Source organism: Methylobacterium sp. Leaf106 (assembly GCF_001422895.1).
In the GTDB taxonomy this organism is placed as follows: domain Bacteria; phylum Pseudomonadota; class Alphaproteobacteria; order Rhizobiales; family Beijerinckiaceae; genus Methylobacterium; species Methylobacterium bullatum.
On sequence record NZ_LMNB01000013.1, the window covers coordinates 1 to 24,860 of the forward strand.

Annotated in this window: 21 protein-coding genes and 3 pseudogenes; 12 read left to right on the forward strand and 12 right to left on the reverse strand. The window is 64.1% G+C overall.

Features of this window, described 5'->3' with window-relative positions; genetic code table 11:
• Positions 1–618 precede the first annotated feature (618 nt).
• A pseudogene (locus ASF34_RS22240) lies at positions 619–840 on the reverse strand (ISL3 family transposase); the annotation flags it as partial.
• A gap of 31 nt (positions 841–871) precedes the next feature.
• On the opposite strand from ASF34_RS22240, the pseudogene ASF34_RS11325 reads away from it, so the two are divergent.
• Positions 872–1,693: pseudogene (locus tag ASF34_RS11325) on the forward strand (IS3 family transposase); the annotation flags it as partial.
• Positions 1,694–1,904: 211 nt separating this feature from the next.
• Here the strand turns inward: ASF34_RS11325 and ASF34_RS11330 are convergent.
• Positions 1,905–2,399 carry an Rrf2 family transcriptional regulator gene (locus ASF34_RS11330; protein ID WP_056161179.1) on the reverse strand — a complete coding sequence of 165 codons (495 nt, stop codon included), beginning with the start codon at positions 2,397–2,399 and terminating at the stop codon, positions 1,905–1,907.
• A gap of 96 nt (positions 2,400–2,495) precedes the next feature.
• Here ASF34_RS11330 and hmpA point away from each other — a divergent pair, with 96 nt between their 5' ends.
• The 3 genes from hmpA (at position 2,496) to ASF34_RS11340 (ending at position 5,435) form a co-directional block, all read left to right on the forward strand.
• The gene (hmpA, locus tag ASF34_RS11335) at positions 2,496–3,737 is read left to right on the forward strand and encodes an NO-inducible flavohemoprotein (RefSeq protein WP_056161195.1); all 1,242 of its coding nucleotides are present in this window, start codon (positions 2,496–2,498) and stop codon (positions 3,735–3,737) included.
• A gap of 207 nt (positions 3,738–3,944) precedes the next feature.
• Entirely contained in the window at positions 3,945–4,385 is a 441-nt protein-coding gene (locus ASF34_RS22755) for a helix-turn-helix domain-containing protein (protein ID WP_244478970.1), read from the forward strand.
• Between the two features lie 111 nt (positions 4,386–4,496).
• A complete protein-coding gene (locus ASF34_RS11340; protein ID WP_056161180.1) occupies positions 4,497–5,435 on the forward strand; it encodes an MBL fold metallo-hydrolase in 939 nt (312 codons plus the stop codon).
• A gap of 234 nt (positions 5,436–5,669) precedes the next feature.
• Here ASF34_RS11340 and ASF34_RS23110 read toward each other — a convergent pair whose 3' ends face one another.
• Entirely contained in the window at positions 5,670–8,042 is a 2,373-nt protein-coding gene (locus tag ASF34_RS23110) for an ATP-binding protein (RefSeq protein ID WP_244478968.1), read from the reverse strand.
• A 270-nt stretch (positions 8,043–8,312) separates the two neighbouring features.
• On the opposite strand from ASF34_RS23110, the gene ASF34_RS11350 reads away from it, so the two are divergent.
• Both ASF34_RS11350 and ASF34_RS11355 read left to right on the forward strand, forming a co-directional pair.
• Positions 8,313–9,071: an SDR family oxidoreductase gene (locus ASF34_RS11350; RefSeq protein WP_056161181.1), complete on the forward strand. Its 759-nt coding sequence runs from the start codon at positions 8,313–8,315 to the stop codon at positions 9,069–9,071.
• Between the two features lie 12 nt (positions 9,072–9,083).
• Entirely contained in the window at positions 9,084–9,524 is a 441-nt protein-coding gene (locus tag ASF34_RS11355; RefSeq protein ID WP_056161182.1) for a hypothetical protein, read from the forward strand.
• Positions 9,525–9,527: 3 nt separating this feature from the next.
• On the opposite strand, the gene ASF34_RS11360 is transcribed toward ASF34_RS11355, so the two are convergent.
• The 8 genes from ASF34_RS11360 to ASF34_RS11390 form a co-directional block, all read right to left on the reverse strand.
• On the reverse strand, positions 9,528–10,427 hold the full coding sequence (locus tag ASF34_RS11360; protein ID WP_056161183.1) for a sigma-70 family RNA polymerase sigma factor: 900 nt from the start codon (positions 10,425–10,427) through the stop codon (positions 9,528–9,530).
• On the reverse strand, positions 10,411–10,809 hold the full coding sequence (locus ASF34_RS11365; protein WP_056161184.1) for a hypothetical protein: 399 nt from the start codon (positions 10,807–10,809) through the stop codon (positions 10,411–10,413). Before ASF34_RS11365 ends, ASF34_RS11360 begins: the two co-directional genes overlap by 17 nt.
• Positions 10,810–11,251: 442 nt before the next feature.
• Positions 11,252–11,668, reverse strand: coding sequence for an ester cyclase (locus ASF34_RS11370; RefSeq protein ID WP_056161185.1), 417 nt, complete (start codon positions 11,666–11,668; stop codon positions 11,252–11,254).
• A gap of 98 nt (positions 11,669–11,766) precedes the next feature.
• On the reverse strand, positions 11,767–13,929 hold the full coding sequence (locus ASF34_RS11375) for a molybdopterin-containing oxidoreductase family protein (protein WP_056161186.1): 2,163 nt from the start codon (positions 13,927–13,929) through the stop codon (positions 11,767–11,769).
• A 273-nt stretch (positions 13,930–14,202) separates the two neighbouring features.
• Positions 14,203–14,361 carry a hypothetical protein gene (locus ASF34_RS23115; RefSeq protein ID WP_200913256.1) on the reverse strand — a complete coding sequence of 53 codons (159 nt, stop codon included), beginning with the start codon at positions 14,359–14,361 and terminating at the stop codon, positions 14,203–14,205.
• Between the two features lie 118 nt (positions 14,362–14,479).
• Positions 14,480–15,511, reverse strand: a complete 1,032-nt coding sequence (locus tag ASF34_RS11380) for a universal stress protein (RefSeq protein WP_056161187.1) — start codon at positions 15,509–15,511, stop codon at positions 14,480–14,482.
• Between the two features lie 449 nt (positions 15,512–15,960).
• Positions 15,961–17,223: a hydroxysqualene dehydroxylase HpnE gene (hpnE, locus tag ASF34_RS11385; protein WP_056161188.1), complete on the reverse strand. Its 1,263-nt coding sequence runs from the start codon at positions 17,221–17,223 to the stop codon at positions 15,961–15,963.
• A gap of 14 nt (positions 17,224–17,237) precedes the next feature.
• Positions 17,238–18,674, reverse strand: a complete 1,437-nt coding sequence (locus ASF34_RS11390) for a homospermidine synthase (protein WP_056161189.1) — start codon at positions 18,672–18,674, stop codon at positions 17,238–17,240.
• 1,215 nt (positions 18,675–19,889) lie between these two features.
• Between ASF34_RS11390 and rnk the strand changes: the two genes are divergently transcribed.
• The 6 genes from rnk (at position 19,890) to ASF34_RS11420 (ending at position 23,532) form a co-directional block, all read left to right on the forward strand.
• Positions 19,890–20,282, forward strand: a complete 393-nt coding sequence (rnk, locus tag ASF34_RS11395) for a nucleoside diphosphate kinase regulator (protein ID WP_244478969.1) — start codon at positions 19,890–19,892, stop codon at positions 20,280–20,282.
• Positions 20,283–20,413: 131 nt separating this feature from the next.
• Positions 20,414–20,848 (forward strand): GreA/GreB family elongation factor, encoded by a 435-nt coding sequence (locus tag ASF34_RS11400; RefSeq protein ID WP_082494145.1) that lies wholly within the window; start codon positions 20,414–20,416, stop codon positions 20,846–20,848.
• 88 nt (positions 20,849–20,936) lie between these two features.
• Complete coding sequence (locus ASF34_RS11405; protein ID WP_338011530.1) at positions 20,937–21,329, forward strand: ArsR/SmtB family transcription factor; 393 nt, start codon at positions 20,937–20,939, stop codon at positions 21,327–21,329.
• A complete protein-coding gene (locus ASF34_RS11410; RefSeq protein ID WP_056161193.1) occupies positions 21,316–21,762 on the forward strand; it encodes an SRPBCC family protein in 447 nt (148 codons plus the stop codon). The genes ASF34_RS11405 and ASF34_RS11410 overlap by 14 nt, the downstream gene beginning before the upstream one ends.
• Positions 21,763–21,784: 22 nt before the next feature.
• Positions 21,785–22,021: a hypothetical protein gene (locus tag ASF34_RS11415; RefSeq protein WP_056161194.1), complete on the forward strand. Its 237-nt coding sequence runs from the start codon at positions 21,785–21,787 to the stop codon at positions 22,019–22,021.
• Positions 22,018–23,532 carry a sodium:solute symporter family protein gene (locus ASF34_RS11420; protein ID WP_200913258.1) on the forward strand — a complete coding sequence of 505 codons (1,515 nt, stop codon included), beginning with the start codon at positions 22,018–22,020 and terminating at the stop codon, positions 23,530–23,532. The genes ASF34_RS11415 and ASF34_RS11420 overlap by 4 nt, the downstream gene beginning before the upstream one ends.
• Positions 23,533–23,843: 311 nt before the next feature.
• Here the strand turns inward: ASF34_RS11420 and ASF34_RS11425 are convergent.
• Positions 23,844–24,759, reverse strand: a pseudogene (locus ASF34_RS11425) (IS3 family transposase); the annotation flags it as partial.
• Positions 24,760–24,860 lie beyond the last annotated feature (101 nt).

Sequence of the window (24,860 nt, forward strand, 5' to 3'; positions counted from 1 at the left end):
CCCGCTTCGCCGGGCTGATCAGGGGCGTCCCGCCATACCCATCCGGGGGGTCAAAGTTCGACGCCGATCCAGGGTCAATGTTCAACGCTGTTTGACATCGAGATGTCATAATACGGGTTCAGGCGAACGTCGACGTCCCTGAAATGCACGATCCGCGGCACCTGTCTCTCCCTCGCTCCTGAGAGGCATGCGTAGTAGCCCCGACTAAATCGTCCTGTCGGGAAACACATCAATTGCGAGCTACCAGGGTCACCCGACGTTCACCCTGGCTGCGATCTGTCGGGCTGCGGCGGTGTTCTTCTCCAGGTCCTCGACCAGATCAACGAGCAGGAATGCCACGGCCGATCCTCACCCTTGGGATGCCTGCAGCGGCTGCGCTCCCGGTGCCAAGCATGCGGGATGCCTTCCATGGCTATCGCCTCGGAGGCGACGGCGTCGTCCAGGCCGACTGTTCGACATGGAAGACCGGTTGTCCCCACGCCGCCGAGGCAGTCTGCCCACTCGGGTGCGCCGAGTTCCGCCGCGAATTGCGCCTGGACATACCCGTGGACTGAAGGCCCTCCGTCCCGAGGTCGTGACCCTGACCCGCCAAACTGGCTCTTCGCCAAGTTTGGTGGATCAGGCTGCGAGGAGGAACCGTCGTCGTAGGAGGTCGAGATTGGCGCGACCGTACATGGCGCGCTGCAAGAGCTTGAGACGCGTGATCTGGCCTTCGGCTTGTCCACTGCTCCATGGCAGTGTCAGCGCGGACCGAACAGCATCTCTATCCTGACCGAGGCTAGCAGCGAAGCTCTCAGCGATCCGGACACCGTAGGTTTGCGCTTCGCCCAGCCATTGATCGAACGCCGTGACATCTGATTTTCCTGACGGCTGTCGTATCCTGGGTCAGCATCGTTCGACCCAGCGCAAATGCGCCGTCGTCGTTGAGGACGAAGCCGCTCTGACAGCCGCCATCGTCGCCTTTGCTCTGCAGTATGGGCGCTACGGCTACCGTCGGATCACGGCTTTGCTCCGGCGTGACGGCTGGACGGTGAACATGAAGCGGGTAGAACGGATCTGGCGACGAGAGGGGCTCAAGGTCCCGGCTCGGCAACCGAAGCGAGCGCGTCTCTGGCTCAACGACGGCTCCTGCATTCGCTTGCGGCCCGAGCGTCCCGACCACGTCTGGTCCTACGACTTCGTCGAGCACCGGACGCACAACGGGCGCAAGTACCGGATGCTGAACGTCATCGATGAGTTCACCCGCGAGTGCCTGGCTATCCGGATCGCTCGTAAGCTCAAGGCGCTGGACGTGATCGACGTGCTCTCAGACCTGTTCAGCCTGCGCGGTGTGCCCGGTCATATCCGTTCGGACAACGGGCCGGAGTTCATCGCAAAAGCTGTCCGAGATTGGATCGCAGCGGTTGGCTCGCAGACCGCCTACATTGAGCCGGGCAGTCCGTGGGAGAACGGGTATTGCGAGAGCTTAAACGCGAAGCTGCGGGATGAACTCCTCAACGGCGAGGTGTTCTACACATTGAAGGAAGCCAGCGTCGTGATCGAGCAATGGCGGAGGCACTACAACACCGTCCGACCGCACTCGTCGCTCAGCTACCAGCCGCCTGCGCCCGAGGTCATCATCTGGCCAACGGAACCGAACGGCTCACCGCCGCTCGCGCGCCCTGCCATCGTCACGCGACCGACGATGCACTAACTTCGAACCTGGGCCACCGAATGGGGGCAGGTCAACGGCCTCGGACCATCAGGCGATCCGGATCTAAGGGAAGACTTTAAAGCCTGCGCTCCCGGTGACGGTCATGCCGTATTGGCTTCCATGGCAATCGCTTCGGATGCGTTGGCATCGTCCAAGTCGGCCGTCCGACGCGTAGGACTGGTGCCCTGCGGATGCGCCGAGTTCCGCTGGCTCAAGCCACGCCACTCATATCGTCGCGGAATGGGGGACGTGACGCTACGTCTGTCATCGGGGAAGGCAGACCAAGCAAGGCGGCAATCTCGATCCCGTCATCTCCCCCCAGCAGATCCGCCAAGGTGTAGCGGTCGAGAACCGCGAGGAACGCAGCCAGGGCTTCACCAAGCGCACACCGAAGTCGACATGGAGCCGTGATCGCGCAGGCGCCACCGGCGAAACACTCGACAAGCGCGAGATCTTCCTCGGTCTGACGCACTACAGCCCCGACGATGATTTCCGCCGGGGGCTTCGCGAGCCGGAGGCCGCCGCCACGTCCCCGAGTCGTGCTTATGAACCCTAGGCGTCCGAGTTGGTGCACCACCTTCGTCAGGTGGCTTTCGGAAATGCCGTACGCCCGAGCGATCTCGGCGATCGAGCTTTGCCGCGGCTCATGCAGGCCGACGTAGATCAGGGTTCGAAGGGCGTAGTCGGTGTAGCGCGTCAGGCGCATGGCAGCTCCTTTGAGAGCCTAAGGTACATATCACTTGTACCTTTTCAATCTGCAGCCCATAAGGTTCAGTTCAAATGAATGTTATGGGAGATGCAGATGCCGACCCCCCTCGCACCAGCCACCATCGCCCTGATCAAGGCCACCGTACCCGCTCTGGAGGGACACGGGCTTACCATCACCAAGCGTATGTACGAGCGCCTGTTCGTCGACGCGGAAATGCGCGCCCTTTTCAATCAGTCTCATCATGGCGAAACCGGGTCGCAGCCCAAGGCACTGGCGCAGGCCGTGCTCGCCTACGCCCGCAACATCGACAACCTTGGCGTACTCGCGGGCGCCGTCGAGCGGATCGCCCAGAAACACGTCGCCCTGAACATTCTGCCGGAACACTACCCCCACGTGGCCAAAGCCCTACTCGGTGCGATCCAAGACGTGCTTGGCGAGGCCGCCACGCCTGAGATCTGCGCTGCCTGGGGAGAGGCCTACTGGTTCCTTGCCGAACTGCTCATCGGACGCGAGGCCACGATCTATCGCGACCTCGCCACGAAGCCCGGAGGCTGGAATGGCTGGCGCGAGTTCGTGGTCGAAAGCGCCACCCAGGAGAGCGAGACGATCCGCTCGTTCGTGCTTGTACCGTCCGACGGGCGGCCGGTCCTGCGTCACGAGCCAGGGCAGTATCTCGGGTTCCAGTTCGACCTCCCCGGCAAGGGGGTACTCAAGCGCAACTACTCCATCTCCTGCGCCCCGAACGACCGTGCCTATCGCATCACCGTGAAGCGGGAGGCCTCGCCGGGCGTACCGGCCGGCATCGTCTCGAACTGGCTGCATGACCATGCAGAACCGGGCACGTTGGTCAGGGCTGCTCCGCCGGCCGGGGATTTCTTCCTCGACCGATGCACGAACGGACCGGTCGTCCTGGTCAGCGGCGGCGTCGGGCTGACCCCGATGATCAGCATGCTGGAGACGATCTCCGCCACCTCGCCGGAGCGTCCGACCTGGTTCGTCCACGGTGCCCTGAACGGACGGGTCCACGCCATGGGCGCACATGCCCAGGCTCTGACGAACGGCCATGAGAACCTGCATTCACGGTTCTTTTATACGGATCTGGATGAGCAGGGGGCGAGCGACCGGCAGATTGCGGAGACTGGTCTGGTCACGGCGGAGTGGCTGGTGGCGAATACCCCGCGGGAGCAGGCAACCTACTACCTGTGCGGCCCCAAGCCCTTCCTGGCAGCGCTCGTGAACGGGCTCGGCCGTCTAGGTATCCCCATCGAGCGGATCCGCTTCGAGTTCTTCGGGCCGGCCGATGAACTGGTCGAGGCGCCGAGGCAAGCGGCCTAAGCACCGTCGCGCCGCCCAAAATACCGGCTGTCCGAGACACCCCAAGGGACCTCTTCGAACACCGGAGAGGTCCACCGGATGAGCACCCAATCAACTTCATCCCCGGTACTAGACCAGTCCGCCTGGCCGGTCATCGCCAGCGGCCTCATCGCCCTTGCCGTCGCAAAAGGCATCGGTCGTTTGGCCTTCACGCCGTTGATGCCTTCGATGATACGCGACGATAGCCTGGACCCATGGGCCGAGCAGACAGGTCTCAGCCGCCGGACTCTGGCGCGAGAGTTTCGCCGAAAGACAGGCCTCAGCCTCGGGCAACGGCGCGCTCGGGCCAGGGTCGTGCGTGCCCTGGCGCTCGCCGCCGACCCCAAGAAACCACGCAAGATCGCGGCGTCGGTCGGCTACCGCAGCATCCAGGCACTGGGAGGCAAGACGGAAGCCTTCGAGGCTGCTTCTTACTTTGCCATGCAAGCAAACCACTGTCGGATGAGGCTTCGCCGTCGTCGAGCCTTATCGCGTCATGATCGGAAGAATTCTACCGCCAGGTTGGGTCGGGACCCGTCCGTCCAGGCCACAACCGAGAGTCGTGGAAAGGGGGCGATGCCCTTGAGGGAATTTACAACATGTGCCGTCATCCACGGGCGTGGACCTTGATCCCTGACCGCACATGTCACATTCACGGACCCGCTCTCGTCTCTGTGTGTAGGCGCGCGTTTCTTGATCCTGGTGAGCCGGATGTCCGCGCGTCCCGATCAAGGGGCAATAATGAACACTTCAGTGACCGGCCAATCCGATAATAGAGATCCTCACCGAGCGCGTCCAAGTTCGGAGGAACTGGTGCCGTCGCGTTATGCGTTGCGCATCGGCGAGATCGACGTGCTTGTCATCAGCGACGGGGTATTGCCCCTTCCGACGGCCATGCTCGCCCACAATGCGGACCCAGCGCTTCGGGCGGCATGGCTGGACGACATGTTCCTGGCGCCGGACGCATTCGACTGGCCGCTGAATGCCGTGCTGGTGCGGAGCGGCGGTCAGACCATCCTCATCGATGCCGGGCTCGGGTTGGATCCGAACCTGGCTCTGCCGCGAGCCGGCCAGCTGGTGAAACGTCTGGAATCGGGCGGCATCGATCTGGCGTCCGTGACCGACGTGGTGCTGACGCACATGCACATGGACCATATCGGAGGGCTCCTCATCGACGGAGTGAAGGAACGGTTGCGGCCTGACCTGCGGATCCACGTGGCGGCCGCCGAGGTCGCGTTCTGGGAAGCACCCGATTTCTCCCGCACCTCCATGCCGACGGGCTTCCCGGATGCGCTGCGATCCACGGCCAGACGGTTCTCGGAGGAGTATCGCAGCCAGTTGCGGACGTTTGAGGAGGCGCATGAGGTCGCGCCGGGGGTGGTCGTCCATCGCACCGGCGGCCACACCCCCGGGCACAGCGTGGTTCGTCTGGCATCCGGCGGCGAGCGCCTCACGTTCGCCGGCGACGCCATCTTTCCCGTGGGCTTCGACCAGCCCGACTGGCACAACGGTTTCGAGCACGACCCCGAGGAAGCAGCCCGCGTCCGGATACGTCTTCTCCGGGAATTGGCCGGGACCAGGGAACAGTTGGTGGCCACGCACCTGCCGTTCCCGTCCGTCGGCAGGGTTGCGGCCGATGGCGACGCCTTCCGCTGGGTGCCGGTGTTCTGGGATTACTGACCACGCGCCGCGCAAGGGCCAAGGCAGCGGCAGCGTTGGAGAAGATCCTCCAGCGTTGCCGATGGGAAAGGCGTCATCCCCGAGCTTGGCGCGGGGAGCGGCGGTCCCGCGATCCGCTCCGAAGGGACTTCCCGCACGCGATGCGGGATGCGCCGGAGCGAACCGTTAGATGATGATTGCCGTGCCTGCAGTGGCGGGACTACGACGATGCCGGTCGACCTAGTCCGCCATCGATCACGCGTCGAGCGGTTCCGGTGCATGATCGAGCACGTCGCGGACCTTGCTCGCCAGTTGCTGCAGGGTGAAGGGTTTTGGCAGGAAATGCGTGCCGGGATCGAGCACGCCATTATGCACCACGGCATTGCGCGTGAACCCTGTCGTGTAGAGCACCTTGAGTTCCGGACGCCGCCGGATCGCCTCCTCGGCCAGCCGACGACCGTTCATGTCGGGCATGACGATATCGGTGAACAACAGTGCGATGTCGGGCTGGGCGTCCAGGACAAGCAATGCGGCAGCACTACTCTCGGCGTGGCGCACACTGTAGCCGAGTTCGCGCAAGGCCTCGACGCTGAGAAGGCGCAGGGCCTCCTCGTCTTCGACCACGAGGACGATCTCGCGTCGGTCGCCGAGGGGCGGAGCAGCCAGGAGGTGAACATCCCGAGGGGATCCGGCAGCTTCGCCCTCGCCATAGAAGCGCGGCAGGTAGAGCTTCACGCTCGTGCCCTGCCCGGGCTCTGAATAGATCCGTGCGTGTCCCTTCGATTGCCGCACGAAACCATAGACCTGTGATAGGCCTAATCCCGTTCCCTTGCCCACCGGCTTCGTGGTGAAGAACGGGTCGAACACCTTGGCCAGGACCTCCGGCGACATGCCGGTTCCGGAGTCGGTCACGGCCACGAGGACGTACTGACCAGGTGAGATCTCGACGGTCCTGGCATAGGCCTCGTCTAGATGGGCGTTGGCCGTCTCGATAGTCAGCCGGCCGCTCCCGACGTTGAACTCCGGCATGGCGTCCCGCGCGTTGACGGCCAGGTTGAGGATGGCGTTCTCCAATTGGCTCACGTCGGCATGGGTGCGCCACAGGCCGCCGGCCAGCACGGTCTCCAACTCGACACCCCCGCCGAGCGTGCGGCGCAGGATCTCAGACATTCCCGACACGAGCTTGTTGGCATCGATGGGCTCTGGTGCGAGCGGCTGCTGGCGCGAGAAAGCCAGCAGACGTTGAGTCAGCGAGGCCGCGCGGTTCGCACCATCCGTCGCGACATCGATGAAGCGCTCGATGTCGTTCTCGCCGCGCGCCATGCGCTTGCGGATCAGGTTGAGGCTGCCGATCACGATGGCGAGCATGTTGTTGAAGTCGTGCGCGATGCCGCCGGTGAGCTGGCCGACGGCCTCCATCTTCTGCAACTGCCGCAGATGGGCCTCGGCCGTCTCGCGGCTCTGCATCTCGCCGATGAGCGCGCGGTTCGCGTCGTCGAGTTCTTGCGTGCGAGCGGCGACACGGTCTTCCAGAGCTAGGTTGAGGTCGCGCAAGGCGAGCTCCGCGACCTCGCGCTCGCGTGTCCGTGCCTGCAACTGCAGCGCCGCTGTCGCAAGCGCCGCTCCGATCAGGTTCACCTCCCTGATAGGGGTGGCGATGGCGCCGACCGGCTCCCCTCGGCCAATCGCCTCCGCGCCTTCCCCGAGGCGACGCATCGCACGGTCCACCCGTCGACCGATCCCCAACGCGATGGCCACCACAGGCAGTCCGAGCACGAGCCCCAACCCGACGAGGATCATGATCGAACGCTGCAGGGGCGCCTCGGCGAGCTCCCTGTCGACCACGACCGCCGCGGTCCAACCCGTCAGCTTCGATTTTCCATAACCAACCAGGACATCCTGTCCGACCCTGTTGCGGCCATAATACCGACCGGCGTCACCGACCGTGTGGGAGCGAAAATCTGCAGAGGTGAGCTTGCCGACGAAATCCTCCTGCCGCTCGGTGCGAACGGCGACGATTCCGTTGCGATCCACTAGCGATCCGATCCAACCGGACGGGAGTTCCTCGCGTCGTGTCGTCGCCACGAGGTGAGCGAGATCGAGGCTCGCCGCAAGAAGATAGGTCGGCGTTTCGCCGATGCAGATAGGGGCACCGACGATCTGGAAAACGGGCTGCTTCGAGACCGAGGTCAGGAAGACGTTGCTGACCACCGCGACGCCCGTTCGCAAAACCTCTCCGTCGATCTCCGCAAGGGCCGGGGGCGCAGGCGCGGCGGTTCCGAGCGGCGCTCGGGTCGTCAATGCGGCGGTCCCGTCGATACGCCGAAGGTTGATGTTGATCCCCTGCAGGCGGGTGATCTCCTGCATCTGAACGTAGAAGGCCGGCAGGTCGTGAGCCACGAGGCTCGGTGAGGTCGCGAGCGCCTGAAGCGTCGTGAGGACGCCATGGATCTCGCGGTCGAACGCCACGGACAAGCCGTGAGCTCGGGTCTGCACATCCTGTTCGACCCGCGTGCGTTCGGAGGCGGCGAAGCGCCAGAGCAGGATACCGACGAACAGCAGGGTCGGGACCAGCAGGCCGACGAAGAGGGTCAGGAACTGCCATCGGAGCGGACGGGGAGGCTTCAACCCCTTCGTCCTTCGCCTGGCGAGCAGGCGGGTTCGGTCCCGCCTCGGCCTTTCAGTGAAGGGCGTCATGATCGTCGTTCCTCGCGATGCTCCCTGCATGACGAGGATCCAAGGGCGGACGTGACATGGCTGAACGGATTTTCCTGGCCGTTAGGGCGTCTGGCCTCCGCTCGAACCAATTTCATCGGAGCCGATGTCACACCGGATGGGACCGCTCTCGTCTTGGTTTCGAACGTCCCCACCGGGACCGGACACAGGATGGAGCGTCACATGAAGATCGTCGTCATCGGCGGCACGGGGCTGATCGGCTCGCAGGTCGTCACTACGCTCAAGGCCGCCGGCCATGAGGTCCTCGCGGCCTCGCCGAACACCGGCGTCAACGCCGTCACGGGCGAGGGGCTCGCGGAAGCGTTGAAGGGTGCAAGCGTGGTGGTCGACGTCGCCAACTCGCCATCGTTCGCCGACGAGGCGGCCATGGACTTCTTCGTCCGCGCAGGACGGAACCTCGCCGAGGCCGAGAAGGATGCCGGCGTGTCCCACCACGTTGCGCTCTCCGTGGTCGGCACCGAGCTCCTGCTCGACAGCGGCTACTTCCGCGCCAAGCTCGCCCAGGAGGAACTGATCGCATCGGCGGGCGTGCCCTGGACGCTTGTCCGCGCCACGCAGTTCTTCGAGTTCGTCGCCGCCATCGCGGGAGCCGCGATCGTCGACGGCGTCGCGCGCGTGACCTCCGCATCGATCCAGCCCATCGCGTCGGCGGATGTCGCGGCGAAGGTCGCTGAGGCCGCGTTGGCGCCCCCCCAAAACGGCATGGTCGAGATCGCCGGCCCTGAGCGGCTGCCGATGGTCGAGCTGGTGAAGCGTCACTTCCAGGGCCTGGGCGAAACGCATGAAGTCCGTACGGACGACACGGCCGCGTATTTCGGGGTGGTCCTCGGCGGCCCCTGGCTGACGCCCACCGGTGACGCATGGCTCTCGAAGCGGCGCTACGGCGACTGGCTGGCGGCACAGCCGAAGCGAGTGTCCTGAGGCCTTTCGCCAATGGATGCGGCCTACATTCCGGCGTTGTCGGCGCTAGCCGGGTCGGCCATCGGCGCGATGGCCTCCTTCGCGACCACCTGGCTGACGCAGCACAGCCAGGAGCGCGCGACCCTCCTGGTGCAGGACCGGGCGCGACGGGAAGCCCTCTATGGCGAGTTCATCCGGGAGGCGTCGACGTTATTCGGAGACGCCTTCCGGCACGACCTCGACGACCCTGCCAAGCTGGTGAACCTCTATGCCATCGTCAACAAGATCCGGCTCTTCGGAGAGCCGGAGACGCTTGAGGAGGCCGAGCGCGTCATGCGGCGCATCGGCGAGACCTACTTCGCCCCGAACAAGGATCTCGCCTCCTTTGCGGACATTCGGCACGCCAGCGACCTCGACCCGCTCTGCACGTTCTCGACGGTCTGCCGCAGGGAACTCGCAATCGCCCGGCGCTGAGGCTCAGTGAGGCGTCGGCGCTTTTGCTGAGCCTCCGAATAACTTTGCCATTCGCTGGAGCTTGTCCGGGTTGCGGGTAAAGTAGATGCCGACAATCAGCCCGCCCTCGATGTCGAGAGCGACGGTCTGGAGCGTTCCGCCCGGCTCCAGGCTGAAGTAGCCGGGCAGGCCATCGATCCAGAGGTCTTGCAGCTTCCGGGCATGCTGTATCCACGATTTGCGCGCGACCCCCTCGAACATGCGCGTGACCTTGTCGATGCCGATGATAGGCCGCGGGAAGGCGAGCACCTTTCCGCCTCCATCGGAGTGCACAACGACGGCATCGGCGAGCATGCTGCGCAGCGCCGCGACGTCCCCGGTCGCCGATGCCTCGAAGAAGGCCTTCGCGATGCGCGCACCCTCCTCCCTCTCGACGGGGAAGCGCGGGCGGGCGGACTGTACGTGTTTCCTGGCCCTCGCGGCGAGTTGACGAACAGCTGGCGGCTCTCGCTGGAGTGTGGTCGCGATCTCGGCGAGTGGTACCGCGAAGACGTCGTGCAGAAGGAACGCTGCCCGCTCCAGCGGTGAAAGCCGCTCCAGGGCCAACATCAGCGTGAGGGTCAGATCGTCGCCAGGGGCTTCGTCCGGCGTTAGGGCAACAGGCTCGGGTAGCCATGTGCCAAAGTAGGTCTCGCGCTGTACCCGAGCGGACTTCATCACGTCCAGACAGAGTCGCGTCACCGTCCGCGATAGGAAGGCACCAGCCGAGGCGACCTCGGCATGGTCGACGTGCCGCCAGCGCAGCCAGGCGTCCTGCACGACGTCTTCGGCTTCGCCCAGGGACCCGAGCATGCGGTAGGCGAGCCGGACGAGCCGCGCCCGCTCCTGCTCGAAGACGCGGGTCGGATTATCGATGGTCGGCATGACGGAACGACCAGACGCTGAGGGCGACCGCGATAAGGGCAGGAAGCGTCACCGAAGGGAAGTCGCGGGGCAGAACCTCCGGCCCGCAGATGCCCACCGCAACCTCCCAAAAGTGGAACAGCGCATGGCCCGAGAGCCAGATCGCACCCATGCTCCAGAGCATCGAGCGCGGTCCGGGTCGGAACGCGCCGTACGCGAACCCCGACCCGATCAACACGAAAATCAGGCCGATATCGCGCAGGAAGTGCTGATTGAATGGCCCTGTGGTCGTCACGCCCGGCACCGCGAAATACCATGCCTCGGGCGCGGTGAGCATAAAGATGCCGTTTCCGGCCAGTCCCGCGCCGAGGATACCGGCGAGTACCGGAATGGCTTTGGTCATCGAGCGCTCCCCACATGATTGGTTCACGTGAGTGACGACGCAGTGCTGTCCGATGTGACATGGGGTGCAAGTTTCCTCGCAGCCCCTTTCAGAACCTCGGCTTCGCACGGTTCATATCACCGAACACCGGCTGCCTGACCCGATGGTCGAGCGTCGCTACGAAGCACTCGATCAAGCCAGGACACGGAACCCACGGACACCCCGACCGTAACAATATCCATCGATGAACGACCACTTTTCAGATGCCCAATTGTGCGCATCAACGGTAACGTCGGGTCGGGTCCCGACCGTCCGCTCTATGACCGGGTTGGGTGGTTTTCAGCCCTTCCGCTTACGGAGCCAGCCACAAGGAAAGCTGCCGCTCGCTGACGCGGTTTAAGCGCTAACGGATGGSGGCCTCGTTACACTGCTCGTTGGAAGCCGAGGCGCGCCACTTTGAGGGCTATCCCCAACCAAGCTCCCTAACGGCCTGGGCGTCGTTCCAGATCTTCGTCACACCGACGATCTTATCGCCCTCGAACTGCATGACGTAGACGTAGTCGGTCGAGGTGCTCTTGCCGGTGGGCGGGCACGGGCCGCCTTCGCCGGTATGCGTCCCTTGGAAGACCCCGTAGGCCGCCACGTTCCGGCGCTCCTCATCCGTCGCGAACGACTTAACCTCGTAGCGGCCGTCGGGGATGAAGGTCAGAAGGCCCTTCATCCACTCCGTGTAGTCCCGCAGGGTGGTGACGTCCGCGAGCGCGTCGGCCTGGGCAGAGAAGGTGGCGTCGGGCGTGCAGTAGCGCTCGCACGCCTCCCAGCCGCCTCCGGTCTCGCACGCGTCGAAGAAGGCCTTCGCAACGGATGTGATTGTGCTCATGGTCGGGATCCTGCTTCTTCTTGATTGAGGTCGGGCGTCCCAACGGGACCTCCGTGTTCGTCTAGGACCAACCTGCTCGCGTAGCTGGAGGCAGGGCCTCAGTTCGCCCGGGCGACCTCGACGAGGTTGTCCGAGAAGGACGGCGCGTGACCCATATCCGTGAACGCCCCCGACGAAATGCTGTTGACCGTACCCTCGTTGAGCTGACGCCAGTAGCCCAGCGTCGCGACCACGATGCCGGCCCTCACGTCCTCGGTGATGCGCGCCACGCCCTTGAACGCGCCGCGGTCGTTGGCGACCCGCACCCGGTCGCCGTCCCGGATGCCGCGCGCGTCGGCATCATGCTGGCTGATCATCACGAACTGTTCGCCCTGGCCCTTCTGCTTGTCCTCCATGTTCGCGTAGCAGGAGTTCAGGAAGTAGTGGCTCTTGGGTGAGACGATATTGAGCGGGAAGCGCTTGGCGAGTTCCGGGTCGTTGGTGTGGGACTCCCGCGGACCGAGGTAGTCGGGCAGGGGATCGAGCGCCTCGCCGGGCTGGAAGCCCTCGTACATCTGCCGGAACGGCGGGGCGACGAAGTTCGTGGCACCCTCGACCATGAACATGCATTTTCCGGTCGGCGTCGGGAAGTTGCCTTCCTTATGCGGGGCCCGGTCGTCCGGCGTGCCGACCTTGAGGCGCGCGAAGCCGTGCTCGCGCATGTACTGGAGGTCGATGCCCTCGCAGGCCGGCGCGTTCCAGTCGACGTAGTGCTCCAGGCACTCCGTGTCGGTCCACTTGAAGTTCTCTTCCTCGAAGCCGAGCCGGGCGGCGAGCTGGCGGAAGATCTCGTTGTTCGGGATCGCCTCGCCGGGCGCGTCGGCGCACTTGGTGTTGTAGGTGAGATAAAGGTGACCCCACGACAGGATCATGTCCTCCATCTCCGCGCCCATCGTCGCCGGAAGCACGATGTCGGCGTAGGACGCCGTGTCCGAGATGAAGTGCTCGGCCGAGACCATGAACAGGTCCTCGCGCATCAGCCCGGCGACGATCTTGTCGGTTTCGGGCGCCTGCGTGACCGGATTCGAGTTCCAGCACATCATCGACATGATCGGCGGGTCGAGCTTCAGCTCGCCGGTGAGCGCGCGCCCGATCTGAAGGTTCGAGACGACGCGGGTTCCCTCCGGAATCAGGTCGGGCCGGCACATCACGTCGAACTTGTAGGGATGCTCCCAGACGCCGAACTGCGTGACGCCGCCACCGACATGGCGCCAGGCACCGGTCAGCGCCGGGATGGACGACACCGCCCGGATGGTCTGGCCGCCACCGTAGTGCCGCTCCAGCGCCACGCCCATGCGGATACCGACCGGCTGCTCGGTCGCCATCTCGCGGGCGAGCTTGCGGATGTCCTCGGCCGGGACGCCGGTGATCTCGGCGGCCCATTCCGGCGTGCGGGTGCTGGCCCGCTCCTTCAGCTCCTCGAAGCCGACCGTGTAGTTGTCGACGTAGTCCTGGTCGACGAGGCCCTGCGCGATGATCGAATTGATCAGCGCCATGGCGAGCGCGCCGTCGGTGCCGGGCTTCGGGGCGATGTGCCAGTCCGCCGCCTTGGCGGTGCGCGAGGCGTAGGTGTCGATGACGACGACCTTGGCGCCTTGTTTCTGGGCGTCCTTGACGATGGCCCAGTGATGCAGGTTGGTGCTGACCGAGTTGCAGGCCCAGATCACGATGTACTTGGAGTGGATGTAGCTGTCCGGGTCGAGGCCGGCGGTCGGCCCGACCGTGAGCAGCCAGGCCGTGCACGAGCCCTCGCCGCAGAAGGTGCGCTCGGTCACGGTGGCGCCCATGCGGTTGAAGAAGGCGTCGCCGCCGTTCAGCCCGTGCACCAGACCCTGGTTGCCGAGGTAGCTGTAGGGCGCGATGGCCTCTGGCCCGTACTGGTCGATGATCGCCTTCCAGCGCGTGACGATGGTGTCCAGCGCCTCGTCCCAGGTGATGCGCTCGAACTGCTTGGAGCCCTTCGGGCCGATCCGCTTCATCGGGTAGAGCAGCCGGTCGGGATGGTAGTGGCGCTTCTCGTAATCCTTGAGCTTCACGCACAGGCCGCCCCGGGTCATCGGGTGGTCGGGGTTCCCGCGCACGCTGAGCAGCTCCCCGTCACGCACCTCGAACAGCATCGAGCACGTGTCCGGGCAGTCGTGCGGGCAGCCGCCGAAGAAGGTCTCGGTCAGGCTCTCGGCCTGGGCGACCAGCGGCGAGTCGGGCTTGACGATTTCGTTCATGTTTCCTCCACGGCCGAGCGTCCTGCCTTATTGTTCCTGGCAGGCCGGCCCAGCACATGGAAAGGATGCACTAAAATTCGAACAATTCCAATTCCAAGTCCCGTGTGTCGCCCTCCCGTCCGGTCCGGACTTCCCTTCGCCACGGACTTCCCTTCGCCACGGACCGCGCGATGCCGTGCCGGTCCGACCGAGGTCTCGGACCGGTTCGTCACAACATGAATTCATCCGTCGATGCCAGACGTTCCGGGGGCGAGCACGGGACGGCGATCGAGTTCACCAACGGGCGAATACGACGACCGCGGTCGCCGCGAACGCCGCGACAAGGAAACCTTCGATGAGGAGTGGCATACCCAGGCGATCCAGCCAGCGTTCCAGACCCAGCACAAGCAGCATGACCGCGATGGCCAGGGCTCGTGCAGCGATGATCCTCATCGAGCCTCTCCCTGCCAGGTCGCATCGGTGGCTCTTGCGGCTGCCCTTGGAACGGCGCCGCCCCCGTCAACCACCTGCTGCCATCGATGAAGACTGAGACGGGATTCCTTCGTTGCGGTCATGGTGGGGCACGATGATGGGCGGTGGCCGATCGTAAGTCCGGGGACGCGCCGTCGGCGTGGTACGGCTTCACGCTTGTTGGGCTGCTGGTCGCGAATACCCAATCCTTCGCAAGGCTTGAGGTGGGCGGCCTGAGCCCGGGCCATCCAGCGCGGGTTGGCAGCCGCGGCCGTCTCCCATGGTCGATACGGGGCGGGGGGACTACCAGGACGTCCGGGCCTGTGATAGACAGGACGTCCTCGGTAACGCTTCCGAAAAGCGCCTTCCTAAGACCCGTCCGGGCATGCGTGCCGATTACCAGTAGGTCCGTAAGGCCGCCATCGGCAAATTGGGCGATGGTCTCCCGGGGGGACCCCTCTTCCACTTGTCTAAACCATTTCCGGTCGGCCATGCCTCCGCGGGCGAGAAACGTATCGACGTCCTGCGCTGACCTGGAGCGGCATCCCTCGACATAGCCTTTGATCTGTTCCTGCGCGATCCCGAACCCGGACAGCTTGGACTTGCCGGGTGCTTCGAAGGCATGCAGGACGGTGACGTGTGCGCTGTCCACGAGATTGAGCGAACCCACGCTTCGCAAAGCCCGCTCCGACGCATCCGAAAGGTCGACCGGGATGAGGACCCTCGCGTAGGGGGACGCGGCGTGGCGTCTTGCGACGAGGACGGGGCATGGAGCGCTCCGGACCAGCTTTCCGACGGTCGGCCCCGCAATGCGACTACCCGCCCGATGCGAGGAGCCGACGACGATCAGGTCGACATCATGAGCCCCCGCGGCATTTCGGATCTCATCGGAGGGGCAGCCCCGGACGACAAGCGGCTCGCATGGGATACGGTAGAGTTCGGGCACCACGGCCACCTGTTCGACGGTCATGCGCTGGGCCTCGCGAATATCCTGCGAGGTTTCCCGGCCACCCGGGCCGTCCACGACGTGCATCAGGATGACCTTACCTCGGCTCTGTGCGGCCAGGATGCCTGCACGCCGCACCGCCCTTTGCGAGCGGGGCGAGAAGTCGGTGGCGACGAGAATACGCATGGATCCTTCTCCTGGGAGCGCGGACGACGACGGATGGCTGAATGGGTCGGCAGCCCGACGTGCGCTTCCACGCTCGCGCGAGATCGAGCGAGCTCCGGCCGCCGTTTCATGCCGCCAGGATGCCATCAGGGATTATCGGGCTGCTCTGTATGAATGGTCATCGACCCCGAGCGGAGAGCGTTCGCCGCTCCCCAGCTTCGGGGCTTAGCGGCCTGCGACGAGGCGGCCGGCTCTCTTGTTCAAAGGATGATCCGGAATAAACATAGCAATTAAGAATATAGATTATTCCCTAATTTATTCAAGTCTTTGGTTGGGCGTCATGTCTGGGAGCAGCAATCACTCGCAAACGCCACAAAACGGAGGGTCGTCGCCTTCTCACACTTGGATGCCCTGATCAATCCTATGCTTCCGCACGGAGCCTCGCCGTAGGGGGTGTACTTCGCGCCGGCTTAGCCATTCGCCTTTATCGCGATATCGGCCGCCTGATCGCCCGACCGAATGGCCCCCTCGATGCAAGCAGGCAGACCCGTGTCGGTCCAGTCGCCGGCGATGAAGAGGTTACGGAATTCCGTGCGCGTCCGGGGCCGAAGCCGGGCGGCCTCGGGAGTCGGCGCAAAGGTCGCTCGTTTCTCGCGGATGACCTGCCAGGGCGGCGGCATGTCCGACAGGCCCGTCATGTACCGGCCGGTGACGTAGGAGACCTCGGTCCAGATCTGGTGAGCGATTTCCTGTCGGCTCATGACATCCAGATCCGTTTCGCTGACAGTCACCGAGATTCGGTCCGGATAGACGAAGATCCAGTCCGAAAGCCCGTTCACCACGCCCGTCAGCCACGGCGTGTCTGCAGGGCAGTTCACAGCGAAGTGGACGTTCACGATCCCCCGGTGGTCCTTCGGGGCAGCCAATCCCGGTATGGCGTCGGCTGTTGCTTTGGGAGGAAGCGCGAGGATGACCTGATCCCGAGGCTGCAGCCGCACAGGGCCGTCGCCGAGGACGAGGCCGGCGACGCGCCCCCCTTCATACGCGAGGCGGTGCAGACGATTGTTGTGGCGGACCACCGCCCCACGCTCCTCCAGGAAGCGCAGTGCCGGGTCGACGAAGGCCTCCGAGAGTCCGCTCTGGGCGACGACGGGCCGGCAGGCTTGCCCGCCCTCGCCGAAGGTCTCGCGCAGGACTTGTGCTGCAAGGGTCGCATCCGCATCCCTCGGGTCGATGTTCAGCGCGGCTAGGAGGACGGGGCGCCAAAGCCGCTCGTAGAGTGTCCCCTCGCAAGGGAGGACGTCCGATACCTTCGTGCCTGGCCTTGCCGAAAGGAGGCGAAGGATCGCCGCGTAATCGATCGCCTGGGTGCCCGGGACGCGCCGGGTGGGATCGAGGATCCACCACGGCACGCGACCCTGGTTGAGGCGAAGCGTCCAGCGCTCGCCCACGGCGAGGTCGATGAAAGAAAACTCCGCTTGCGGAAGCACGGTGACCGCATCGCGGCCGCCGATGCGGTCCAGGAATGCGAATGTCGCCCCGTTGCACGACAGCACAAGGTGGTTGCCGTTGTCGATGGTCATCCCGAGTTGCGGGTCGTGATAGGATCTGCATCTGCCGCCGGCATGACCAGCGGCCTCATGGACCATCACCGTACGCCCGGCTTCCACGAGGCGCACGGCCGCGGAGAGTCCCGACAGCCCCGCGCCCACGACGTGAACGACGCCCGTCATTGCGTACCCTTCCGTTAACGGACGAGAACGTTGCGGAACTGCCAAGGATCGGTTTCGTCGATGTCTTCCGGGAACAGCCCGGGGCGGCCGGCGAGTGGGGTCCAGTCGGTGTAGACGCCGACGACGGGGCCGAGATACGGCATCTGCACTTCGAGGCAGCGGCGGAAGTCCATCTCGTCGGCCTCGACGATGCCAGCTTGCGGGTTCTCCAGGGCCCACACCATGCCGGCAAGCACCGCCGAGGTCACCTGAAGGCCGGTGGCGTTTTGGTATGGGGCGATGTGCCTGGTCTCCTCGATGGAGAGCTGCGAGCCGAACCAGTAGGCGTTCTTGGCGTGGCCGTAGAGGAGCACGCCGAGTTCGTCGATTCCGTCGAGGATCTCGGTCTCGTCGAGGATGTGGTGCGTCTCCTGCACCTCGGACGCCTTGCCGAACATCTCGTGGAGCGAGAGCACCGCGTCGTTGCAGGGATGGTACGCGTAGTGGCAGGTCGGGCGGTAGGCGGCGCGCTCGCCCTCCAGCACGGTGTAATAATCGGAGATCGACACGGCCTCGCTGTGGGTGACGAGGAAGCCGAACTGTGCCTGGGCGGTCGGCGTCCACGAGCGCACGCGAGTGTCTGCGCCGGGCTGCAGTAGGTAGATGGCGCAGCGCGAGCCCTTCTCCTGATCGCGGGCGTTGTCCGGACGCCAAGTCTCGTGGGTGCCCCAGCCGAGCTCGGTCGGCTGGTTGCCCTCGGAAACGAATCCCTCCACCGACCAGGTGTTGACGAACACACCCCGGGGCTTCGGGTTCTTGGCGCGCTGGGTGTCGCGCTCGGCGATGTGGATGCCCTTGACGCCGACTTCGCGCATGAGGCTGGCCCAGCCGGCGCGGTCCTTCGGCTCGGGGATCTCCAGGCTGAGATCGCCGGCGATATTTAGGAGCGCCTGCTTCACGAACCACGAGACCATGCCGGGATTGGCGCCGCAGCACGACACGGCAGTGGTGCCGCCGGGGTTGGCAGCGCGCGCGTCGAGGATCTCCTGGCGCAGCGCGTAGTTGGTGCGGTCGCCCTGGCTCCGGTCCTTGTCAAAGTAGAAGCCCGGCCAAGGCTCCGCCACGGTGTCGATGTAGAAGGCGCCGATCTCGCGGCAGAGCTCCATGATGGCGCGGGACGAGGTGTCCACGGAGACGTTGACGCAGAAGCCCTGACCGCCGCCCTCGGTGAGGAGCGGCGTGAGAACGTCGCGAAAATTCTCCTTCGTCAACGCGACCTGCTCGAAGCGCAGGCCATGCCTGTCGGCTAGGGGCCGGTGCGCATCCGAAGGCTCGACGACCGTGAAGCGGCCCTTGTCGTACTCGAAATGGCGCTCGATCAGCGGAAGAACGCCGCGTCCGATGGACCCGAAGCCGATCATGACGATGGGGCCGGTGATGCGACCGTGGAGTGGCCAAATGGGTTCGGTCATTGTTCTTATTCCTTTACGCAGGGGAAGGTTCGGTGGGGCTTCAGCAGTAACTGCTAGGTCGTCCGTCTGAAGGAGCGGAAGAGTTCAGGATGATCTGTGACTGGATCGGACCAAGCAGGCCGATCACCGTGACCCTTCCTGGATCATTGTTTGAATGGCTCGTCAGTCCGCCATTCCATTCCGGCGTCGAGGCTGAGCGGCCGGAATGAAACCAGCTGCTTTTCCCGAGGCCGAAGTCCGAAGAGGCTGGCTGAGAAGCACCTCGCGTGGGGTCTTAGGACCTACCGGATGACCATCATGTCGACGGGGCGCGGCAACCGGCGGCATCGTCCGGCTTGCTCCCACGCCGATATCTCGTCGCAAGCTGGGGCTACGCTACGCGTTTCCGCCATGCCTGTCCGAAAACGGCGTCTGGGTAGGACTGAGATCTATTGGAAATTCACCCCTGGAACGGGCCCCGCCTCGAAAGGCTGGCCAGGCGCCAGGGCTTAGGAGCCTGCTTGCAGACTGCCCGCACGCCCCAGGAGGCGAATGCTTTGTAAAAGGTTTGACATGATGGCGCAGAGCATAGGCTAAGCCGTACGGGTGTCAATCAACGCCATTCCGTATTCCGAATTTCCTGCGCTTGAAGGTGCGGCGAAACGGGAATTGACAAGCAGGTGGACTTCCGAGAGGATCGCGGGATCATGCGCAATCCTTGGCCTCCCCATCGGGACCTGCTCCGGGCAGGTAGACTTATCGCGGGCGAATAGCCCCGAGTTGGAGATGCCTGCGTGCACTGACCGCTCGGGGATTGCGTGCTGGCTTAAGCCAGGACCAACCAAGATTATCAAGTATTTTACCGGCGGGTAGGAGTCTATACGGCTTGCCTGTCGGCTAACCTGCGTCGCGTCAACGCTTTTATAGTGGCGGTTGGCACGTATTTGCGGAGTAGATTCCATGGAAAATTCCAAGTCCACGCCGGCATCACCTTTAGCGACCCAGGTCAGCGACGATAAGGCCGGGGGGAGCGGGCCGTCACCTGCGCCCAACGTGGTTCCGCTGGCGCGCACCGTAATTCCCTTCTCGCGTGGGAATTACCCCAAGCCGCAATCTGGGCTGGGCAGCAACCGGTTCGATGCCGCCAGTACAGATAAAGACGACGACCCCGGACCAAGAGCTGCTTGATCGTTCCAGGTCTAAATACAGAAAGAATTTACGATTATGTCGCAAAAAATGACGAAGCCGCACATCAAGATGACGAAGGACGATCATGAACGCCTGTCGCGGCTGGCTTCATTCGCCACCGACCGTTCGCCCGAGGTTGCTTCCTTTCTCGCCGATGAAGTGGATCGTGCGAAAATCGTCGGTCACAGGGCATGCGTGTCCGAGCTCGTCCAGATGGGGTGCATGGTCGAATTCAGGGACGACGCGACGGGAAAGGTTCAGACCGTGACGCTGGTTTACCCGGGCGAGGCGGACATCGAACAGGGGAGAGTGTCCGTTTTGACACCTATCGGGGCGGCCTTGATCGGGCTGAGTCTCGGTCAGTCGATGGATTGGCAAACCCGCACGGGAACCGTGAAACGACTGACGATCCTCGACGTGAAGGTACCGGAGGCGGTGTAGGGGGGGCACCTCGTCAGTCGCCTTCCTTCGATGCCGGACCGATCCCTTGAATCTTAATTGACTGCAAACTTCAGAGAACGGAGCTTTCTGCAATGACGGGCCACATCGTCCTTGGAGGATCGCCCCCCTTGATGATCCCGGACAGGGATTTTCTTAACCTGCGCCGGGTCGCATCCGGTCATTCTCCAATGGATGCAAAGGCGGCCACAACCGGTTTTCTCGCCGCCGAGTTAGACCGCGCGGAAGTCGTCATGGCGGAGGCATTGCCTTGGAACGTCGTGACGATGCATGCGCGCGTCGAGTATCGGGACGACGTCACGGATCATGTTGAGCGCCTGACGCTGGTCTATCCCGATGAGGAGCAATGGGACGAGACTTGCCTCTCGGTCCTGTCACCGCTCGGCGCAGCTGTGTTGGGCCTGTCCGAAGGACAATCCATACAGTGGCGTACCCCCACGGGCGGCATTCGGGGCGTAACGATCCTGCACGTCATCTTCCAGCCCTATCAGGTCAAGCCACGCTCGCAGTGCTGGGGTCTGATGGATTGCTCTCTTGATCGGAAATGACACCGCCCCCAACCCGCTCCGTCGAAACGGGATGAGACAGTTAGGAACCTGGTTTCACCCCGGAATTCCTCATAGCCGAAATCTCCCCTTGCGCTCCGCGCTGACCGGTGCTTTGAACAACCGAATGGTTGAATATCAGAAGCAGGTTCTGGATCAGGTGTTTCACGCCTTGGCGGACCCCACCCGCCGGGCGATGGTGCGCCAGCTTGCGTCCGGCCAGCAGACCGTCACCGAGCTGGCGCGGCCCTACGAAATGTCCCTCGCGGCCGCATCCAAGCACCTCAAGGTGCTCGAAGGCGCGGGCCTCATGACCCGCATCGTCCAGGGGCGAAGCCATCGCTGCTCGCTCGACGCGCGTCCCTTGGCACAGGCACTCGCCTGGCTCCGCTCCTACACCGATTTCTGGGACGAGCGCCTCGACGTCCTCGACGAGCTTTTGAGTACCCGCGCCGCGCCGAAGGACCTAAATGAACGAGATTGAGCCTGCCGTCGTCCTTGTGCGGGTGTTCCACGCGCCTTGCGCCGAGGTCTATCGCGCCTGGACCGATCCGACGATGCTTCAGCGTTGGCTGGTTCCGGGAGCAAACATAGTCGAGCACGCGGAGACCGACCTGCAGGTAGGAGGATGCTTCCTGCTGCGAACCCGTGGCCCTGACGGTGCCCAGCATCGCATCACGGGCCGTTATCGAGCCCTGCAGGCAGGCCGACACATCCTACAGACCTGGATTTACGACGGCCCCCTCGATCTGCTGCGAGGCGAGGAGACCCTCCTCCAGATCGATCTCACGCCTCTCGGCACCGGCTCGACCGAGATGCGCCTGACGCACAAGCGGATCACGCGGGCGGATGTTCGAGAGGCCTACACGCAGGACTGGCCGAGCTGTTTCGACAAACTCGATGCCATTCTTCAATAAAATAAGAACCCGAGGATACGCCATGCCGACCCAAGGATCACCTGCGCCGTTCAGGCGTCGGATCGTCAAGCTGTGGTTCCTGCTTGATGCCATCGTCGCTCTGGCACCACCGCTCTACTGGGCCGCCGACGGACGCACGAACCCGATTGCCGGCGTCCCTGCGGCGCTCTTCTACTTCCTGGCCGTCAGTCTCTGCATCACGGCGAGCCTCATCGCCGCCTATTTCCTCGACGATGCCATGGTGGGGAGCGGAGCATGATCGTCACCTTCGGCCTACTGGCTCTCTTCTTCGCCGCCGTCGTCTGGGTGCTTCACCGCAACCGTACCGTGGACCAATCCTTCACCGATTACGCTGTGGGCGGACGCTCGTTCGGAGCGCGCTACCAGGCAATGTCGTTCCTCAACACCTGGTATCCCGGCTCGATGTTCACCGCCTTCGGCGCCCTCTCGGTTACGGCCGGCGTGATGTCGTTCTACGTCCTGTCCTACTCACTCCTGACCGTCGTGCTGCTCTTCGTCCTGGCCCGACCGGTCTGGATCTGGGGCAAGACCTACGATCTGCGTACCCAGGGCGATCTATTCGCGCTCCGCTACGACTCTCGCCACATCCGGACGATCGCGGCCCTCATCGGCATTGTCTCGGGCCTGCCTTGGCTCGTGCTCGGCATGCAGGCCCTCGGCAACCTGTTCCAGGCGATGTCGCTCGGAGCCTTGTCCTTCTCAAGCTCCGTTGTCGTGGGCGTCGTCGTTATCGCGATCCGTCAGATTTGGACCGTCCGCATGGGCATGCGCGGCGTGGTGATCTCCGACTACCTGCAGGGCATCGTCGCCTACATCGGTGGTGGCTTGATGCTCGTCGGGCTGATCGTCTGGCTGGTAGTGGTGAAGGGAAGCACGCTCGCCACCCTCGATCCGAAGATGTTCGCGATCCCGAGCTTCGGGTCCAAGGAAGGTCCACTCTACCTGTTCGCGCTGATGTTTACTGGCGCTCTGGGAGGGTGGTGCTGGCCCTACATCTTCGTCCGATTGTTCACCGCTGATGGGGTCCACAGCCTCAAGAAGTCAGCGGCCCTCGCCGTGCCACTGACGCTTTTCTTCGGCGTGGCCCTGCTGCTCTTCGGCATGCTCGCCTCTAAGATCCCCGAGGCGGTCGCCAAGCCCGACGACGTATGGTTCATCGTCTCCGAGCAGGCCGGCGGTCTCGTCCTCCTAGGGCTTGCGGGCGTTGTCCTTCTGGCCGCCTCGATGGGCCATACGGACGGTAACATCCAGGCCTACGGGGCGCAGCTCGCCAACGATCTGGTTGGCAATTACGTTGAGCTTGACCAGAAGCGGATGATTGTGATCGCCAAGATCGGCATGCTGCTGCTGACGCTCCTGGCCTCATGGCTTGCCACCTTGACGCTCCCGGCGCTCTTCTCGTTGGCGGTTCTGGCCTACCAAGGGATCATCCAACTGAGCATTCCGCAGTTCATCGGCATCTTCTGGAGACGGGGAAATCGTCAGGGCGCGATTGCGGGCATGGTCGTGGGATTCGTGACGGCCGTGGGCCTGGAACTCACCTTCGGAGGCCAACTCCCGTTCGGCTACGGACTGACCTCGGGATGCTTCGGCTTGGCGATCAATCTCGTCGTGTACGTTGTGTGCGCCTATCTCCTCCCGCATTCCGTCGAGGAGCAACGACGGGTGGAGGAGCTGTTTGCGATCGTCGAGTCCAGAACCGAAGGGCTGCCGAGCGCGACCTCGCAGAACCGACCCATACCTGTTTGACGAAAAGCCGGAAGCGCGCATCCGTGCTTCCGGTCTCGGACCGTTGTGAACGTTGCAAGCTACGTCCGCTTTATAATACTATGGGATACCCTCCGCGCGACCGGACCGAGTTAAAGCCGGACCCTGCTGCATAATATTGAAGCTTGACCCTCTAATTTAGCAGTAAGGGCCGCCGACGGCATCGCGAAATCCGCCCCGTCAGCCGTCCGGACGCCGCCTGTAGGCCTTGCTGGTCAGCCCCCATTGAAGTGGTCCGCCCTTTGGTATGGCTTTTGAGCCTGGTGGAGTTGACCCCGTTTGTGGTCCACGACCTATGCAAGTTTTTGGGCTGTGACAGATTGGTCGGCGAAGGCTCGGGGCGTCAAGCCGCCCAGGGCCGTGTAGGGTCGATCTTCGTTGTCGTGGCACCTCCATTCCTCTATGCGGTCGCGGGCATCGGCCAGCGACAGGAACCACGAGGCGTCCAGGCACTTCGCCCGTAGGCGGCTGTTGAACGCCTCGATATAGGCGTTGTCGGTCGGCTTGCCCGGTCGTGAGAAGTCGATCTCGACCCCGTTCAGGAAGGCCCACTGGTCGAGCATGCGCCCGGCGAACTCCGGTCCATTATCCACCCGCAGGCTCTTGGGCCGACCTCGCAGCCGGACCAAGGCGTCCAGAGCCTCGGTCACCTGGAAAGCGCGAAATTTCGCTCTCGGTGTGAGTGAGAGCGCCTCTCGCGTGTGGCAATCGACAACGGTCAGGATCCGGAACGGACAACCATCGAAGAGGCGGTCGGACATGAAGTCCGTGGCCCAGACCTTATTGGGTCCACCGATCGCCGGTCGGCCCTGACGGTAGCGCCAGGCTCGCTTGCGCTTGGGCAGCTTGGACCGGATCGACAGCCCCTCATCCCGGTAGATCCGGTAGGTGCGCTTGTGGTTCACCTCCCAGCCCTCCCGTCGCAACAGGATGTGCAGCCGCCGGTAGCCGTAGCGCACCCGCGCAGCGGCCAGTTCCTTCAACCGCATACGCAGAGCGACCTGCGGGTCCGAGCGCTTCCTATAGCGCTGGGACGAACGGCCGAAGCTGGTAGCCAGACAGGCCCGGCGCTCGCTGATGCCGTAGACCACCTGCAGGTGGCCGGCGACCTCGCGGCGAGCGGCGGGCCTTACCACTTTCCTTCAGGACATCCTGCAGCATGGAGCGGTCCAGCGTAAGGTCGGCGACCAGCCGTTTCAGCTTGCCGTTTGTCAAACAGCGTTGAACATTGACCCTGGATCGGCGTCGAACTTTGACCCCCCGGATGGGTATGGCGGGACGCCCCTGATCAGCCCGGCGAAGCGGGTCGG